This window comes from Deinococcus aerophilus (assembly GCF_014647075.1).
GTDB lineage: Bacteria > Deinococcota > Deinococci > Deinococcales > Deinococcaceae > Deinococcus > Deinococcus aerophilus.
This window is the reverse complement of the sequence record NZ_BMOM01000006.1, coordinates 23,836-40,628: the sequence shown is the minus strand read 5'-3', so window position 1 is coordinate 40,628 and position 16,793 is coordinate 23,836. Positions and strand designations below refer to the sequence as shown.

Here is a 16,793-nt window from a genome sequence, read left to right as displayed (position 1 = left end):
GGCCCGGTTGCCTCCTCCCGATGTCAGCCCGGAATGCGGATCTGCTGGCCCACCGTGATCAGGTCGGGGTTGCTGATGTTGTTGTAATGGGCCAGCTTCTTGTACTCGGCGGCGTTGCCGTAGTACTTCTGGGCAATCGCGCCCAGGGTGTCGCCGCTCTTGACGGTGTACACGGTATCGCCGCTGTCTGCGTCCTTCTCCCTGCTCAGTTCCCGGGCACCCGCAGCCACACGCAGGCCGCTGATGTCCACCCCGGCCACACCCTCCACCCCACGGGCCAGCTTCTCGGCTAGGCGCTGTTCATGGTCGCTGTCGACCACACCGCGCAGGATCACGCTCTTGCCGCTTTGCAGCACGTCAATGGGATCGTCCTTCAGCTCGCCGTTGCTGCGGATGGCCTTCAGCACCGCCTTGGCGACGCGGCTGCGGTCTTCCAGCTCCTTGACCTCGGCCTCCATGCTCGCATTCGTGGCGCCACCGACGCTGGTTGGGCGAATCTCGGCGCGGACAGGGCCGGACGTGTAGCTGTTGTCCGAGGCGCTGGGTCCCGCGTCCTGCGCCTGAGGGGATGGGGCCGCCGACTGGGACGCGGCGGGAGCGGCCTGCGGCTCCTGGGCAATCAGGCCGCTGGTGTCCACGTTCTTGACGCCGTTGATGCCCTCCGCCACGACCCGGACCAGCGCGTCGTAGCGCCCGTTGGGCACCATGCCGGTGACGGTCACGTTGCCGCCCTTCTCCCGCACCTGCAGGCCCAGGTCCTTGAGGCGGGGCTGCTCGTTAAGGGCGTCCTTGACACGGTCCGCTGTATTTTTTCCGAAAGGCCACATGCGCCGAGGCTACCCCACCGGTCCCAAAGCCCCGCAGAAGGCCTACGTTTGCTCAAGGCCGCCTGAGAGAAGAGATGCGCTCATTCCGGCAGCGGCGGCAGGGTGGGGGACTCGGTCCACAGGCGCAGGGCCGCCTCCGCGTCCGCGCCCAGTTGCCGGCGGGTATGGGCAAGCAGATCGGCGGTGCGGGCCGGCCGGTCCGAGAAGGCCGCGACCCAGCCGCGCAGGTAGGCCTGGAAGGCCGCGTCGCCCACCGTCACGCGCACCGCCTGCAGCGCGAGCGCACCCCGGATGTACGAGGTGGTGTCGAACAGCTGGCGCTCGGAGGCGGCGACCAGCGGCCGGGTCGGGCTGCGGCCTGCGCGGTCATACCACCCACGAACGATGGCCGCACCGTCCTCACCCTGCGCCTGGGCCCACAGCAGCTCGGCGTAGGTGGCAAAGCCCTCGTTGAGCCACACGTCTGCCCAGTCGCCCAGCACCACGCGGTCCCCGAACCACTGGTGGGCAGTCTCATGCACCAGAACACGCACGTTGCTCGCACGCACCGGCATGGTGGAGAGGGTGGCGGTTTCCAGCGCCGGAATGCCGGGCGTGACCACCGCCGAGCCGTAGGCACCGAAGGGAAAGGGCCCGAACCACCCGGACAGCACCGTCAGGACCTCGCCCGTCCGGGTGTAGGCGTCCCGGGTGCCGTCCGGCAGATCGGAGGGAAAGTAGTCGCGCCGCGCCACGGCGGCCCCGCCCACGCCGACCGGCACCGCGGGCGAGTCCTGCCGCTCGAAACGGTTGACATGCAGGGCCAGGGCGTATGTCGGAATCGGCTGGGCCTGTTCGAAGGTAAAGGTCTGGCCGCCGCCCGGCGCGGCCTGGGCGAGCACCTGCACGCCGCTGGCCGCCGCCACGTACCCGGCCGGCACCGTGACGCGGGTGGTGAAGGTCGCCGGATCGGAGGGATGGTCGTTGACCGGCAGGAAGGTGCGCGTGCCGTCCGGCTCGCTGAGGGTGAAGTTGGCCCCCGGGCGCTTGCCGTCGGCCGCCACCGCCTGCCAGCCCACATCCAGCGGCAGTTCGGGGTCGGGACGCCGCCCCACCGTTCCGGCAAAACGCACCGTCACCGTCGCCTGTTCGCCGGGCCGCAGCGAACGCTGGATGCTGAGCTTGCCCGCCGCCCGGTCCTGGCGGTACGGCGCGGGCTGGCCGTTCCAGGTCACCGCCGCCACCGCCGGTCCCAGGAAGTCCAGGCTGAGCAGGGGCAAGGGACGGGTGGCGCCCACGGTCAGGGTGACCACGCCGCTCAGTTCGGAGGTACCGGGCCGGTCCACGTTCAGGTCCAGGGCGTAATGGCGCACGTCCAGCCCGGCCTGCCCCAGCCGGGGGTAGATAGAGTCCCCGATGGACTGGGCGGTGACCGGGGAAGCGGGCTGGGCCCCTGCGCCCACAAGCAGAACCGACAGCAGCGCGGCGCAGAGAGAGGCGCAGAAACTCGGGCGGCTCATGGCCGGTATTGTGCGCGGTGCGCGGGCACGTCCACCGTTACCCCGCTTCCTGTCCCCCGGCATCCCGTTCCAGGGCCCGGCCGCTCAGATCGGATAGTACGCGCGCGGCGTGCCTTTCACGAAGTCGCGGGTGGGCACCCAGATCAGGGGATTGCGCTCCTCGACCTCGGGCGGGGGCCCGTAGCGCACCAGCGCCTCGACCTGCGCAAACGGCACCCACTTCACGCCCACGACCTCCGGGTCGGTGGGGTTCAGCTCGCCGGAGAAGGTCGCGGTGAAGCGCCCGAACGAGGCGTAGCACTCGTTGCGGGTGCCGGTGAGCAGTTCGCCCTCCAGCAAGCTGATGAACACCAGATCCGTGACGGTCAGGCCAGTTTCGACGAGTACCTGACGTACGGCGGCGTCCCCCAGCGTCTCGCCGGGCAGCGCCTTGCCGCCGGGCAGGCCGTAAAAGATGCTGCCGTCGTCCATGCGCTCCTCGACGAGCAGCAGCTGGCCGTCGCGGACCAGATAGACGTGCGCGGCGCGCTTGATGGGCAGGGTGCGCGACAGGTGGCTCATGGCGTCTCCGCCGTGGACAGCAGGCGGCCACCGTGGTCGGTCCGGCGGGCGCGGCGGGGCAGGAAACAGATCATGTGCCGCGCAGTCTAGCGGACCGGTTCCGCCGCAGACACCCCGGCTCCGCCCAGCAGCGCCAGCACGTCTTCCGGCAGTCGGGCCGGGCGGTAAGTCTTGTCGGTGGCGATGTGGCGGGTCTCTCCGGTGGCGAGCAGTTCCGAACCGCGCATGACCGTGTACACGAAACTCAGCGTGCGGCTGCGCAGGGACGACACGCGGGTGGTGACCGTCAGGGTGTCGTCGTAGCGGGCGGCGCGGCGATACTCGACGTTCAAGCCCGAGAGCATCAGGTAGTAGCCGCGCGCCTCCACCGTGGCGTACGGCAGTCCCAGCGCGTGCATCAGGTCGGTGCGCCCGACCTCGAACCACACCGGATAAGTGGCGTGGTGAACCACTCCCATGGCATCCGTCTCGGCGTAGCGCACCTGGATGGTCGTGTCGACGCTGCGGCCCGGCTGCTCTGCCGTGGCCTTCCGCGTCACAGAATGTCCTCGGCCGAGCGGAATTCCAGCGTGGGCGTGCGGCGCATGCGAACCTGTTCGGCCACCTGACGCTGCAGGTGACCGCGTGCGTGGGTCAGGGCCTCAAGCAGTTCGGGAATGTCGGCCCCGATGGCGCTGACATACACGCGGGCCAGCCCGTAATCGGTGGTCAGGGTCACGCGCTCGACCGTCACGATCAGCGGCACACGCGGATCACGCAGGCCGGAAATGGCCTCGCTGAGCACGCGGGTCAGTTGCGACTGGAGCTGCTCGGGCTTCATGGGCGCGACCAGAAAAAGGTGGGGGGAAACATCATCCCGCTATGGTAGCGCTCCGGCCGCAAACGGGGCCCCGGCCCCAGGCCCGAGGCCGGGTTCCGGATCAGCGGATGTAGCGCCGCCCGGTGTACTCGGTGAACACGCCGATGCCGTAGCTGACCTTGCGGATGCTGTCGATCACAGGCCGGCCGTTCCAGGCCAGCCCGGTGGAGCTGCCGCCGTCGAGCAGCAGGGCATCCTTGATGCCCAGGCGCGCCATCACCTTGCCCATCTCGGTGGTGGTCAGGCGGGCGTGGGTGCTGACCATCACCAGATCGCGGTTGCTCACCAGCCCGATGGCGCTGCGGGCCGCGCGGCCGAACAGCGCCGGGTCCCGAAAGGCGTTGCTGTACTGCCGCTGCACCCGCCCGCCGATCAGGATGCGTGGCCCGGTGGCAACCACCGTTTCCATGCCTTCCCAGGTGCTGTCCAGCGGCACACGCAGCAGCGCCGTGGTGGCGGGCCGAATGGAGGCGCGGTTGTCGGGCGTGATCGCCAGCGCCTGGGGAATGCGGCCCCAGGTGAGCATGCGCCCCTGCATCACGATGTCCCCGGCAGGAGCGTAGCTGCGCGGGTGAAAGTAGCTGCCGTTGATCACGGCCTGCGCGCCGCTGCTGCGCGCAAGCTGCCCCACCCGTGCGCCGGAGCCGAAGGCCAGGCGGGTGCTGGGCAGCACCGGCGCCACGAGCACATCGCGCCAGCGCAGGTCCACATTGACGATCTGCACCGGAATGTTCAGGGGCCGCAGCTGCTTGTAGGTGGCCGGGTGGCCCTGCGGACGGGGCGGAATCGGCACCGGAATGCGCGACGGAACCAGCACCTTCTTGCCGGGCACGATGTACTTATAGCTGCTCAGGCCGTTCAGGCGGCGCAGCTTGTCCACGGTCAGGCGGTACTTGCGGGCGATGCCCTGCGGCGTGTCTCCGGCGTCCACGTGAATGTAGGTGTACAGCACCCGCACCTCGGTGGTCGGCCGGGGGGCCGGTGCTGCGGCAGGGGACGCGCCGCGCGCCGGGATCTTCAGGCGCTGGCCCGGTGTGATCAGCGTCCCCTTCAGGCCGTTGGCCGCCTGCAGCGCTCCCACGCTCACGCCATATTTCGCCGCGATCTTGCTCAGGAAGTCGCCGCGCTGGACGGTATAGGCACCCTGGCTGGTGGGGGCCCGGGGCGTGGAGGGTGGCGGGGCCGAAGCCTTGCTCAACCGCAACACCTGCCCGGGCCGGATGATGTCGGACTTCAGACCGTTCCAGGTCCGCAGCTGAGAGACACTCAGGCCCGAGCGGGAGGCGATCTTGGACAGGGTGTCGCCGGAACGAACCGTCACCGTGCCAGGCGCCGCGAGGGCCGGACCTGTCAGCAGCAGAAACATGAGGAAGAGATGAAGGGTCAGCATGAGCGCTCCAGATGAACACACCTGTGGGGGGTGCCGGATGAGCGAAGCTGACGGGCGTTTGGTTCTGTAGCCGGGTATTCCCCGCGCCTTGCCGGCGCAGAGCGGTGCCCCGGGAGCGCGGACGCCGTTGCAGCCGCCGGCCAGCAGGCCTGCGGCGGGCGGGCGCAGCCCCCCGCGGGCCTGTCTACTTCACCCCCCTCCCCTGCTCCCCGGGCGTCCGGGATCAGGTGCCCGGCGTGCTGCCCGGCAACACTGCGACCCGCCCGATCATGTAGGCGACGCCGTACAGAAAGAGGGTCACCACCGGCAGGAACTTCAGGCCGCTGCGGTGGCTGATCATGCGGCCCCTGATCAGCACCTCGATCACGTACAGGCTCAGCAGGGCGAAGGCCGAGTACATCCAGTGTTCCAGGTCGCGGCTGGGGTCGTAGGGCAGGCCGTATTTGGTCAGGCCGCCCCCCACGTTCACGGCGCTGGGCACCTTCGCGCCGCCCAGAGCCAGGATCACCCCGGTGGCCGCCGGAATCAGCGTCAGCACCCAGACCACGCGCAGCCACACCACAAACGAAGCGCTGACCGTGCCCTTGAGCGCCGGGGCCACGCTCCAGACGAACAGGATCAGCGTGGACAGGGCGTAGGGCGTGGGAAACAGCAGCGCCAGAGACGAGCCGAACTGATACCCGTGGATGGTGCGGAGCAGGTCCATAGGGGGCAGCGTAGCGCGGAGCGGGGGCTCAGGCGTCCGGCAGATCAACGGCGGTGGTGCCGGTCAGGTACACACCGGGCTGCAGGGGGGTCGGCTCCCCGCTGCGGCACAGGGCCAGCCCGGCGGGCACCTCGACGAGCAGCAGCTGCGCCCCGCTGAGGGTGACCTTGAGGCCGCTCAGGACCGGCGCGGCAAAGGCGCGGCCCAGGTCGCTCAAGCCCGGCGGCAGGGTCAGGGTATGAACGCCGTACGGCCCGGCCGCGCGAACATGCGCTCCCTCCCAGCGCAGGTTCAGCGGCAGGCCCAGTCCCGCAAGCGCCCCCAGCGGGGGCTGGGGCGCGCGGGCCGGGCGGGCCACCACGATGCCCAGCAGGGTACCGGGCCGCACCACGTCGCCGGCCCGCAGCAGCCGCGCACCCTGACTGACTTCCAGATCGGCGGGCAAACGGGTGATGCGCAGGCCGTCGCGGTGCTGCTCGGCGCGCAGGCCGCTGAGGTGCGGCACACGCGCCAGCTGCCCCAGATCAAAGGACCCGCCCAGCGGAATGGCGACCCCCGACACGTCACCGTTGGACGCAACCAGGGACAGCACCCGCCCCTCGCTGTACTCGATGCCCTCCACGGCGGGCACCGATTCGCGCGCCAGGCGGGGCAGTGGCGGCGCCCGCCGGCCCCGGCGGTCCAGCACGGCCAGCCTCAGCAGGCCCAGCGCGGCCAGCCCCAGCACCGTCAGCACCCCGACTGGAAGGAACGGCCGCTGCCCTGAAGGCGCCGGAGCCGGCGAAACCGGAGCGGTTGGCGGGGAGGAAGCGGCAGGGGCCGCAGGAGTCCGTCCGCCCGCCGACGCCACTACAGCGGGCAGGGTCAGTTCAAAGGGGCCGCCGCTGCGTCCCGGCAGCGACAGGACCGGCGTGACGGTCTGTCCGGTGCTGAGCTGGCGGTTGGTCAGCCGCACGGCAAACTCGCGCGCCCCCGGCAGACGCAGCACCTGCGCGTCCAGGCCAGGCGGCAGGTTCTGGACCGTCCAGGTGGCCGGGTCCGGGTCCTCCAGATTCATGCCCCGGGCGGCGCGGTACCGCAGCAGCGCCTCCTCCCCACGCTTCAGGTGCAGGTCCGCACCGGGGTTGAGCCAGCGCACGGGCCGCGCAGCGTCCAGGTTGACGCGCAGCAGGACGTGCTGGGACCGCGGCGCCACCGGACCAGCGTCGTCCGGAAGCGCGCGCGGCACCGGCGGAGCACACAGCAGGGCCGCCGTTCCGTAGGGCACCGATCCCGTGGCCCTCAGGGAGACCTGACCCTCCCGCACCACGCCGGCCGCCAGCCGCAGTCCGCTGTCCCCGGGCGCTGCCAGGGCCACCCCCGTGCCGTCGGCAAAGGGCACGGGCACGCCCGATTCCAGATCGGTGACGGTCCGGGTCCGCACGCCGCCCAGACCAGGGCGGCCCAGCGCAGGCGCGCGGCCCACCGGCACGGTCTGACCGTCGGCGTAATCGCTGCGGATCAGGGCCGCGCGGGCGTCGGCGGGAATGGCAGTGCCCAGCGCCACGTAGTGCAGCCGGTCCAGTGGACCGCGGGCGCTGAAGGCCGCCAGCGCCTGCGGAGCACCCACCCGGCCCGGATCGTTGTCGATGCCGTCAGTGAGTACGAACACCGTGGTCAGGTAGTCGCCGGCCTTCAGCGGCGCAAGCGCGGCCTGAACGCTGCGGTACAGGTAGGTGTTGTTGCCGTCGGCCTTCAGCGCCTCCAGCGCCCGGTTCCACTGCGGCGTTCCGGCAGGCCGGTCAAAGCCCTGGCGCGACCGCACCCCCGAATCGAAGGTCAGCAGTTCCACCCGGTCGGGCCGCTGCTGCCGGACATACTGGTTGAGGCTGGCCTTCACCGCCTCAAAGATGTTGGCCCGGCCGTCTCCCAGCCCGCGCATGCTGCCGCTGGTGTCCAGCAGGAACACGGCCCGCGTGCGCGTCGGCAGCGGACCCGCCGGCAACACGCAGTCCGGTTCGGGCTGCAGGGTGAGGGCGGCGGGCTGTGGAGCCGGGACAGCCTGCGCTCCGGCAGAACCGGAGAGCAGGACGGAGAGGAGAAGGGCGGCGCGCACCATGCGGCCCCCATTGTGCCTCGGAAGTGAAAACAAGGAACGCACCTCCGAAGGGACTCCCGGGACCCCCAGCAGGTTTTTGCCGCCCAGCGCGCTTTCCGCTGCCCGGCGTAGTCCCCCGAATGATTCTGTTGTCAGCGTAATTTATTTGACCGATTTCAACTGCTGTAGTATATTAAGGGTCGAGCAGAGGCGCAGTCCGCGCCCGAACACATCACATTTTTCCACCCTTCAGAATGGACCGCTGTCCGTCGCCGCAGGCGGACTGTCCCCGCAGGAGCCACATGACCAAAACCGACGATCAGAACGCCGTCCCCGCCGCCCAGTCCCGGGTGGAGGGCGGTCCCAATGCGCAGTACACCGCCGCCGACATCTCGATTCTCAAGGGCCTGGAGGCCGTGCGCAAACGCCCCGGCATGTACGTGCAGGGCGGCACGGGCGTGGACGGCTACCACCAGCTGCTCACCGAGATCATTGACAACGCCATCGACGAGGGCCTGGCCGGGTTTGCCGACGAGGTCCATGTGATCATGCATGCCGACGGCAGCGCCACCGTGACCGACAACGGGCGCGGCATCCCGGTGGACGTGATGAAGTCCGAGGGCCGCCCCGCCATCGAGGTGATCTTTACCGAGCTGCACGCTGGGGGCAAGTTTGGCCAGGGGGCCTACAAGGTGTCCGGCGGCCTGCACGGCGTGGGCAGCAGCGTGGTGAACGCGCTGAGCACCTACCTGGACGTGACCGTCAACAAGGGCGGCAAGCTGCACCACATCCGCTTCGAGCAGGGCGAGGTCACCACGCCGCTGGAAGTGCTGGGCGATACCCCGCCGGACGTGACCTGGGCCACCCAGGTGACCTTTCACCCCGACGCGGGCGTGTTCAAGGAGTTCGACAACGCCTTTAACTACGACCGCATCCGGGGACGTCTGCGCGAGCTGGCCTACCTGACGGGCCTGAAGATCGTGATCCGCGACGAGCGCACCAACCTGCACGCCGGACAGGTGCGCGAGGAGACCTTCTTCGAGCAGGGCGGCATCGCCAACTTTGCCCGCGCGCTCGTCACCGACGAGAGCAAGCTGCTGTACGACCAGCCCATCGTGATGCGCGGCAGCCACAACGGGGTGGAGGTGGAGGTGGCGTTCATCCACGCCAACACCTACGCCTCGGACAACATCTTGACCTACGCGAACATGATCCGCACCCGTGACGGCGGCACGCCGCTGACCGGCTTCAAGACCGCCTACACCCGCATCCTGAACAAGTACGCCAAGGACAAGAACATGGTCAAGGCGGGCAATCCGGTGCCCAGCGGCGACGATCTGCTCGAGGGCATCTACTGCGTGATCTCGGTCAAGCTGGGCGAGCCGCAGTTCGAGTCTCAGGCCAAGGTCAAGCTGCTCAACAGCGAGGCCCAGACCGCCGTGAACGCCATCGTGGGCGAGAAGTTCTCGGAATTTCTGGAAGAGAACCCCAAGGTCGGCAAGACCATCGTGGAAAAGGCCGCCGAGGCCGCCCGCGCCCGCGAGGCCGCCCGCAAGGCGCGGGACATTGTGCGCCGCAGCAATCCGCTGGAAAACGATGACCTGCCCGGCAAACTCGCCGACTGCTCCTCGCAGGACCCGGCAGAGAGCGAGCTGTTCATCGTGGAAGGCATCAGCGCCGGCGGCAGCGCCAAGGGCGGGCGCGAGCGCCGCTTCCAGGCCATTTTGCCGCTGCGCGGCAAGATCCTGAACGTGGAGAAGGCCGAGCTGAACAAGATCCTCAAGAACGCCGAGATCCGCGCCCTGATCGGGGCCATCGGAGCGGGCGTGGAGGGCACCGGCGACCGCATGCACTTTGACCTCTCCAACCTGCGCTACCACAAGATCGTGATCATGACCGATGCGGACATGGACGGCGGACACATCGCCACGCTGCTGCTGACCTTTTTCTACCGCTACATGCGTCCGGTGGTGGAGGCGGGATACCTGTACATCGCCCAGCCGCCGCTGTACAGGATCACGGTGGGCGCGCAGACCAAGAACAACAAGGGCACCTACCTGTACAACGAAGAAGAACTCAAGCAGCACGTCACCCGTGCCAACAAGGAAGGCAAGAAGTACGAGATCCAGCGCTTCAAGGGCCTGGGTGAGATGAACGCCGACCAGCTGTGGGACACCACCATGAACCCCGAGACCCGCGCCATGAAGCGGGTGGGCATCGAGGACCTGATCGTCGCCAACGAGGTCTTCGAGGACCTGATGGGCAATGAGGTCGCGCCCAGAAAACTGTTCATTCAGGAGAACGCGAGGTTCGCGGAAATCAGCGTCTAAGGTCCGGCGCTCCTCTCTGGACAGCCCCCACCTCCAATCTGGAGGCGGGGGCTGTTGTTTTGTTTCCATACCCCACCGGCCGCTTTACGGACAGGCCAGCGTGCCCTCATGCCCCTCGTTCACTCGGACCCCGCCCCCGCGCGCTTTCCCCACCGCGCTGCCCCCCGTCCAGGCCGGTCAGGAACGCAGTGAACGGCCCGGGGAGGGAAGGGTCAGGGTGGCGTTGCGCCGGATCTGGGCGACCAGTTCGTGCTGACCGGCTCTCCTGAGCATCTCCAGGGCGTCCTCGAAAGCGCTCAGGTCGCCCTCGATCTCGCTCAAATTGCTCAGGGCCAGACCCATCTGCCGGATGTCACCCGTTCCCGTCAGTTCGCTCAGGGCCTGACGGTACAGCGCGGCCGCCGCGGGCAAGGCCCCCTGCATCTGCCGGCGCACTCCCGCAAGGAGGTGGGCCGACGCCAGTCCCAGCCGGTCTCCGGCGCGGGTCAGCTCTACAATCGCCTCCCCCATCACGGCGTCGGCCTGTTCGGCCTGCCCCACATCCATCAGGGCCTGGGCGTAATTCAGCAGGGCGCTGCCCCGGACGCTCGGCAGACCCAGGGAACGGTCCAACACCCCCCGGAACGCCGTCTCCGGCGCGGCGCCCAGGCGCACCTGCATGCTTGCCACCAGCACCAGCTCGCCCAACCGCTCCTGCTCGTTGCCGCTCAGCTGCCACAGGTCGGCGGCAATCTGGGCGTGGCGCCGGGCCTCGTCCCAGGCCCCACGGATGTGGGCGGCGTGGGCCAGGACACTCGCCGCCCGCGCCGCTTCCGGGCCGCTGCCCCCGACGCCGCGCGCGAGCAGCGAGGCTTCCTCGTGGTGGCCCAGACGAACCAGCGCGGTCGCGCGGGCGACCACGGCGGCCGGATCGGCACGCTGCTTCCCGCTCAGCGTGTCCAGGCGGCGCAGCGCCTCGGCGTGCCGGCCCACCCCCAGCAGGGCCCAGGCATGGAGCACGGCCAGTTCGGGACGGTCGGTAAAGCCGGTCAGCACCCCGGTGGCGTCACCGGGATAGCCGCGGTCCAGCAGCTCTGCGGCGCGCCGGGCCGCCGCGTGGGCGGCCCGGTCCTCGTCGGCGTCTTCCCACAGGTCGCGGCTGAGGTCATAGTGGGCCCACGCCGCCGCCGGGGGCAAGGCGCGGGCCAGCTTGAGGTGCAGCAGGTGGGCCTGAACATGAATACATTCGACCCGCTCGCGGGCGGCGGCGGCGGCGTAGATGTGCCCGGTCTCGCGGCTCAGACCCTCGGTCACCAGCGTGCTCAGGGTCGCGGCGAACTCGGCGGCGTTCATGGCCAGCGCCCGGCAGGTGGCGCGCAGGTCCGGAACGTCCTGCAGGGCGAGCAGCAAAAATGCCTCGCGGGTGCGCGGAGGCAGCGCCCGGACCCGCGCTCCCTGCCGGGCGTCCAGCGGCTGCCCGCCGAGCACCGCACCGACCAGAGTGGGGTGGCCGTCGGTCAGGGCGTGCAGCCCCGGCCGCTCGGCGAGCACCTCGGGGGGCAGGGGCCCCAGGCCCAGATGCAGGTCCACATCGAAGGGGGGATGGCGGCGTGAAGCGACCACAATGGTCGCGCCGGGCCGCTGCCGGACCATCAGAGCCAGGGCGGCGCGGGTCGCCTCGTCCAGCCCTTCCCAGTCGTCAATGGCCACCCGCAGGGCCGGGTCCCGCAGAGTGGAGAGCGGGGCGACCGGGTCGGTGGACCTGCGGCCCCGCACCAGCAGTTGCGGGGTGCCGCAGGCATGGCCGGCGCGGGCCGGCAGCACCGTCCAGCCGCCGGCCCGCGCCAGTGCGAGCAGCAGCGCCGACTTGCCCATGCCGCCGGGTCCGCTGACCCAGGCCAGCGTTCCGGCCCTCAGGCGCGAGAGCTGACCCAGTTCCTTCTCGCGCCCCACGAACGGGGTGGCGTCAAGGTCCGGAGCCATGCCCAGCGACAGCCCCAGGGCATGTGCCTCGCGCTCCACCTGCGCCGAGAGCGGATGGCCGGCCAGCCGAAGCAGATGCCACAGCCGGGGCAGTTCCAGCGCGTCGGCGGGGGGCGCCCCCCTCAGCGTCAGGGCCTGCGCGGCCAGCCGCCCGGCCTCCTCGGTGCGGCCGTGCGCCGCCGCATTTCTGGACAGCTCCAGCAGGGCGCCGCGCACCTCCAGGGCCACCGCTTCCCGCGTCTCAAAGACCCATTCCTCCAGGTCCGCGCCCAGCGGGATGCTCAGCGTTTCCAGGAACGGCCCGCCATACAGCTGCGCGGCTCGGCGGGCCCGGCCACCGCGAACCACGTCTCTCAGCTCACAGGCGTCGCAGCTCACGTTGCCGGGCGCCACCTGGGTGCCACTTTCCTGCACGGCCCCCGGCAACGTCCGCAGGTGCACCAGATGCTGCGCGAGGCTGTTCATGGGATTGGCGGCCTCGGGCCAGAACAGCTGGGCCAGACGGCGGCGCGGCTGCGGCCCCTCGACACACAGGTAGGCCAGCAGGAGGAGCACCTTCTGCCTCCGGAAAGCTACCCCTTCTACGGACAGGTCTCCCAGTGTCCGCAGGTTCATACCAATATTCTGTTCCTGAACCGTCATGGATACAACAATTCAGGTTCCAATTCAGGGCTCTCGTGGAAGACGGGCCAGAGTTTTCTTTGCGGAGGGCGGTGTCCTGAGCCTCAGCGCTCCCCGCCGAAGCCGAAGCGGCGGGCCACCTCGGCGGGCGCACGTTTGGGCCGGCCGCTGACCGGATCGACCCAGATCCATTCGGTCTGGCATTCGGCGAGGCGCACCCCCTCCGGGGCGTCCCCGTCGTTCACGCGGTCGAGGGCGTAGGCCCGGACGCTGCGCAGGCCCGCGTGCAGCGTGAGCGCCGTGCGGACGCGCACCCGGTCGCCGCGCAGCGCCGGGCGGTGGTAGGTGATGACGTGCTGCCGGGCCACCGGCAGGGCTCCCAGGGTCCGCAGGGCGTCGGTCCCCATGTCCAGGCGACCAGCGTGGGCGCGGGCCGTCTGCTCGCACCACACCAGATACACCGTGTTGTTCACGTGGTGCATCTCGTCCAGATGCTCCGGTTCCACCGTCAGCACGCGCTCATGACGCCGCTCGGCGGGCAGATCGCTCCACAGGACATCCGCGTCGGGAATGCTGAGCTTCAACCCTCCCCGCCCTCCGCCGTCCCGCGCCCGGCCAGTTCGTTCACGGCCCGCGCTCCCTCGATGTCGGCTCCGGTGATGCCCCCGGCGTCGTGCGTGAAGAAGTTGAGGCGCACCCGTTTGTAAAAGATATGGATGTCGGGATGATGCCCGCGCTTCTCGGCAAGCGCGGCCACGGCCACGGCAAAGTCCACCCCGGCCTGATAGCTGTCAAAGGTGAATTCGCGGAACAGCTGCCCGTCGTCGCCCCACCAGCCCTCGGGCTTGAGCATGCTGACGTCGCCGTCGCTGAGCAGGCGGTCGGGGTCATATCCCATACGCGGATCGTAGGCCATGAACGCATGGTAAACGCCGCGGCCCCAGGTGAGACCGAACCCCGGGAACAGTAAATGGAGTTCTGCCGGCGGGATGGTACTTTTCTGGCATCAGCGTTACGTCAGGCCAGTGAGGTTTCCGACATGGATGAACTGCTCCGTCGCCTACATCTTCTCTTTGCCCCCCAACCTCTGCGCGTTGCCGTCCCGGTCATGGCCTCCACCGGGTCTACGCCTGCGTATATGCCACAGCGCCCGGTCTACATGACAGAAGGTCCGGCCGCCCGCACCTACTCGGGTGCCCACCAGTCCGCACCCGCCGAGACAGTGCCCCGTGGGCCGGCCACTCCCCGGGCCCCCGTCATCACCGAACTCGATCTGCTGCGCGCCTTCGGCTGCGACATCTAGACGGCTGAGACATCCAGAGCGGCCTGGGCACCGACCGTGCCCCCGCTGCGGTTGAGGAACCGTCCTGACCGGTATCCTGCGCCCATATGCGGGCCGCGCAGAGTGTATTGAAGGGAACGGGCCACGGGGCGCTGCCGCCGATGCTCGAGCAGTATGTGCAGATGCGCGATGAGGTGGCGGCGCAGTTGCCACACGCCATCCTGCTGTTTCAGGTGGGTGACTTCTACGAGACGTTTGGTGAGGATGCCGAGCGCACCGCGCGGCTGCTGCGCATTGCCCTGACGCACAAGAGCAGCCGGGACTTCAGCACCCCGATGGCCGGGATTCCGCTGCGCACGCTGGACAGCAACGTCGAGCGGCTGCTCGCGGCGGGCGTGTGCGTGGCCGTGGCCGACCAGATGGAGGAACCGGGCAGCGGTCTGGTCGAGCGCAAGGTCACGCAACTGCTGACCCCCGGCACTGTCACCGAGGAGCGGCACCTCAGCCCCGACGAGAACTATCTGGCGGCGGTCGCCACCGGCGACGGTTACGCGCTGTCGCTGCTCGACGTGAGCACCGGCGAGTTCCGCTGCGCCGCGTTCCACACCCGCTCGGCGCTGTACGACGAACTGGCGCGCTGGCGGGCGCGCGAGGTGCTGCTGGCCCCCGAGCTTTCGGGCAACGCCGCGCTGCTCTCGGATTTCCAGACCCGCTTTCCGGTGATGCTCTCGCCCGCCAACTTTGACGAGGCGGGCTGCGGGGAGGAACTGCGTGCCGTGCTGGGCGAGCTGCCGCCCCACCTGAACTCGGCAGCCCTGGTCCGGGCCTGCGGGGCCGTATTGGGCTACGCACGGGTCACGCAACAGGGGCGGCTGGACATGGTGCGCCGCGCCGTACGCTTCGAACCGGGCGCGCACATGCGCCTGCCCGAGGCGGCGGTGCGGGCGCTGGAACTGTTTGTGGCGCAGGCTCCGGGCGGCGTGACCCTCATGGACGTCCTCGCCCAGACCCGCACGGCGGGCGGACGGCGGCGGCTGCGGGCGTGGTTGCGCGCCCCGCTGCTCGACGAGCTGAGCATCCGCGCCCGGCTGGACAGCGTGGAAACCCTGACCCGCGCCGCCGACCTGCGCGGCGCGGTGCGGGCGCTGCTGTACCGCGCCCATGACCTCGAGCGCCTCTCGGCGCGGGTCGCTGTGAAGCGCGCCACCCCACGCGAGGTGGCCTCGCTGGCCCGCACGCTGGAACTGCTGCCCGAGGCGGTGCGGCTGCTCGGCGGACTGGACGGCCTGCTCGGCGGCGTGCGCGCCCGCCTGGACGGCCTGCCGGAGGTCGTGACCCGCATCCGCGCCGCGCTGGTCGACGATCCACCCATCCGCGCCGGTGACGGCGGACTGATCCGCGACGGCTTTCACGCAGGACTCGATGAGCTGAGAAGCGGGGCCGTGGGCCACCGGGCGTGGCTCGCCGAGCTGGAAGCCAGCGAACGGGTCCGCACCGGCATCGGCAACCTGAAGGTGGGCTTCAACAACGTGTTTGGCTACTTTCTGGAGGTCACCGGACCACACCTCTCCAAGGTGCCCGCCGACTACCGCCAGATTGCCACCCTCAAGGACCGTGCCCGCTTTACCCGCCCCGACCTGCGCGAGCGCGAGCGCGAGATCGCCCGGCTGGAGGCGGCGGCAGGACGGCTGGAACTGGAGGTCTTTACCGAACTGCGCGACGGCCTGAGCGCCCACGCCGAAGCCCTGTCCGAGGCGGCGGGCGCGCTGGCCGAGCTGGACGTACTCTCGGCGCTGGCCGAACTCGCCGTGGAATGCAGCTGGACCCGTCCGCAGACGGTGGAGGGAGGAGCCCGACTGATCCAGGCGCGGCATCCGGTGGTGGAGGGCGCCGCCGGCGGGCGCTTCGTGCCCAACGACGCGGTGCTGGACCGCTCGCGCTCCACGCTGCTGCTCACGGGGCCGAACATGGCGGGCAAATCCACCTACCTGCGCACCGTGGCGCTGTGTGCGCTGCTGCACCAGATCGGCTCCTTCGTGCCCGCCGACCACGCCGACCTGCCGGTCTACGACGCCATCCACACCCGCATCGGGGCCAGCGACGACCTCGCGGGGGGGCGCAGCACCTTCATGGTCGAGATGTCCGAACTCGCCGCCATCCTGCACGGCGCGACCGCCCGCAGCCTGGTCATTCTGGATGAGGTGGGGCGCGGCACCTCCACCCTGGACGGCCTCGCCATCGCGCAGGCCGCGCTGGAGCATCTGCACGGCACCGGCGCCCACACGCTGTTCGCCACGCATTATTTCGAGCTGACCCGGCTGGAGGGCGAGTACCCCGGCCTGATCAACCTGCATGTCGCCGCCGAGGAGGATGCCCAGGCCCACGACGGGCGCGGCGGCCTGACCTTCTACCATCAGGTGATTCCCGGCGCGGCCCGCCAGAGCTATGGCGTGGAAGTGGCCCGGCTGGCCGGTCTGCCCGCCCCCGTGACCGCCCGCGCCGCCCGGTTGCTGAGCGCCCTGAACACCGGCAGCGACCACGGCCGGCTGGTGCGCGAGCTCGCCGCCCTGGACCTGGGCCGCCTGACCCCCATGCAGGCGCTGGAATTGCTGCACGGCTGGCAGCGCAATCTGCTGGGAACACCGGAGGTCAAGGGGTAAGGTGGACCGGGGCGACTTT

At 70.0% G+C, this 16,793-nt stretch carries 14 protein-coding genes; 3 read left to right on the top strand and 11 right to left on the bottom strand.

Annotated features, from left to right (window positions below):
- Positions 1-23: 23 nt before the first annotated feature.
- The 8 genes from IEY21_RS05510 to IEY21_RS05475 all read right to left on the bottom strand — a co-directional run bounded on the left by IEY21_RS05510 (position 24) and on the right by IEY21_RS05475 (position 7,940).
- A complete protein-coding gene (locus tag IEY21_RS05510; RefSeq protein ID WP_188902196.1) occupies positions 24-827 on the bottom strand; it encodes a BON domain-containing protein in 804 nt (267 codons plus the stop codon).
- A gap of 80 nt (positions 828-907) precedes the next feature.
- Entirely contained in the window at positions 908-2,326 is a 1,419-nt protein-coding gene (locus IEY21_RS05505) for a M1 family metallopeptidase (RefSeq protein ID WP_188902194.1), read from the bottom strand.
- Positions 2,327-2,410: 84 nt separating this feature from the next.
- Entirely contained in the window at positions 2,411-2,887 is a 477-nt protein-coding gene (locus tag IEY21_RS05500; RefSeq protein ID WP_188902192.1) for an NUDIX domain-containing protein, read from the bottom strand.
- 86 nt (positions 2,888-2,973) lie between these two features.
- Entirely contained in the window at positions 2,974-3,426 is a 453-nt protein-coding gene (locus IEY21_RS05495; RefSeq protein WP_268237777.1) for an acyl-CoA thioesterase, read from the bottom strand.
- The gene (rbfA, locus tag IEY21_RS05490) at positions 3,423-3,707 is read right to left on the bottom strand and encodes a 30S ribosome-binding factor RbfA (RefSeq protein ID WP_188902191.1); all 285 of its coding nucleotides are present in this window, start codon (positions 3,705-3,707) and stop codon (positions 3,423-3,425) included. The genes IEY21_RS05495 and rbfA overlap by 4 nt, the downstream gene beginning before the upstream one ends.
- Before the next feature lie 100 nt (positions 3,708-3,807).
- Complete coding sequence (locus IEY21_RS05485) at positions 3,808-5,136, bottom strand: LysM peptidoglycan-binding domain-containing protein (protein ID WP_188902189.1); 1,329 nt, start codon at positions 5,134-5,136, stop codon at positions 3,808-3,810.
- A gap of 223 nt (positions 5,137-5,359) precedes the next feature.
- On the bottom strand, positions 5,360-5,842 hold the full coding sequence (locus IEY21_RS05480; protein WP_188902187.1) for a hypothetical protein: 483 nt from the start codon (positions 5,840-5,842) through the stop codon (positions 5,360-5,362).
- Between the two features lie 28 nt (positions 5,843-5,870).
- Entirely contained in the window at positions 5,871-7,940 is a 2,070-nt protein-coding gene (locus IEY21_RS05475; protein ID WP_188902185.1) for a vWA domain-containing protein, read from the bottom strand.
- A gap of 281 nt (positions 7,941-8,221) precedes the next feature.
- Here IEY21_RS05475 and IEY21_RS05470 point away from each other — a divergent pair, with 281 nt between their 5' ends.
- On the top strand, positions 8,222-10,249 hold the full coding sequence (locus IEY21_RS05470; RefSeq protein WP_188902183.1) for a DNA topoisomerase subunit B: 2,028 nt from the start codon (positions 8,222-8,224) through the stop codon (positions 10,247-10,249).
- Between the two features lie 177 nt (positions 10,250-10,426).
- Here IEY21_RS05470 and IEY21_RS05465 read toward each other — a convergent pair whose 3' ends face one another.
- The 3 genes from IEY21_RS05465 to IEY21_RS05455 all read right to left on the bottom strand — a co-directional run bounded on the left by IEY21_RS05465 (position 10,427) and on the right by IEY21_RS05455 (position 13,748).
- Complete coding sequence (locus IEY21_RS05465; RefSeq protein ID WP_188902181.1) at positions 10,427-12,766, bottom strand: tetratricopeptide repeat protein; 2,340 nt, start codon at positions 12,764-12,766, stop codon at positions 10,427-10,429.
- A gap of 170 nt (positions 12,767-12,936) precedes the next feature.
- The gene (locus tag IEY21_RS05460) at positions 12,937-13,416 is read right to left on the bottom strand and encodes an acyl-CoA thioesterase (protein ID WP_188902179.1); all 480 of its coding nucleotides are present in this window, start codon (positions 13,414-13,416) and stop codon (positions 12,937-12,939) included.
- Positions 13,413-13,748, bottom strand: coding sequence for a 4a-hydroxytetrahydrobiopterin dehydratase (locus IEY21_RS05455; RefSeq protein WP_188902177.1), 336 nt, complete (start codon positions 13,746-13,748; stop codon positions 13,413-13,415). The genes IEY21_RS05460 and IEY21_RS05455 overlap by 4 nt, the downstream gene beginning before the upstream one ends.
- Positions 13,749-13,970: 222 nt before the next feature.
- On the opposite strand from IEY21_RS05455, the gene IEY21_RS05450 reads away from it, so the two are divergent.
- Both IEY21_RS05450 and mutS read left to right on the top strand, forming a co-directional pair.
- Positions 13,971-14,135, top strand: a complete 165-nt coding sequence (locus tag IEY21_RS05450; RefSeq protein WP_188902175.1) for a hypothetical protein — start codon at positions 13,971-13,973, stop codon at positions 14,133-14,135.
- Between the two features lie 86 nt (positions 14,136-14,221).
- The gene (gene mutS, locus IEY21_RS05445) at positions 14,222-16,774 is read left to right on the top strand and encodes a DNA mismatch repair protein MutS (protein WP_188902173.1); all 2,553 of its coding nucleotides are present in this window, start codon (positions 14,222-14,224) and stop codon (positions 16,772-16,774) included.
- Positions 16,775-16,793 lie beyond the last annotated feature (19 nt).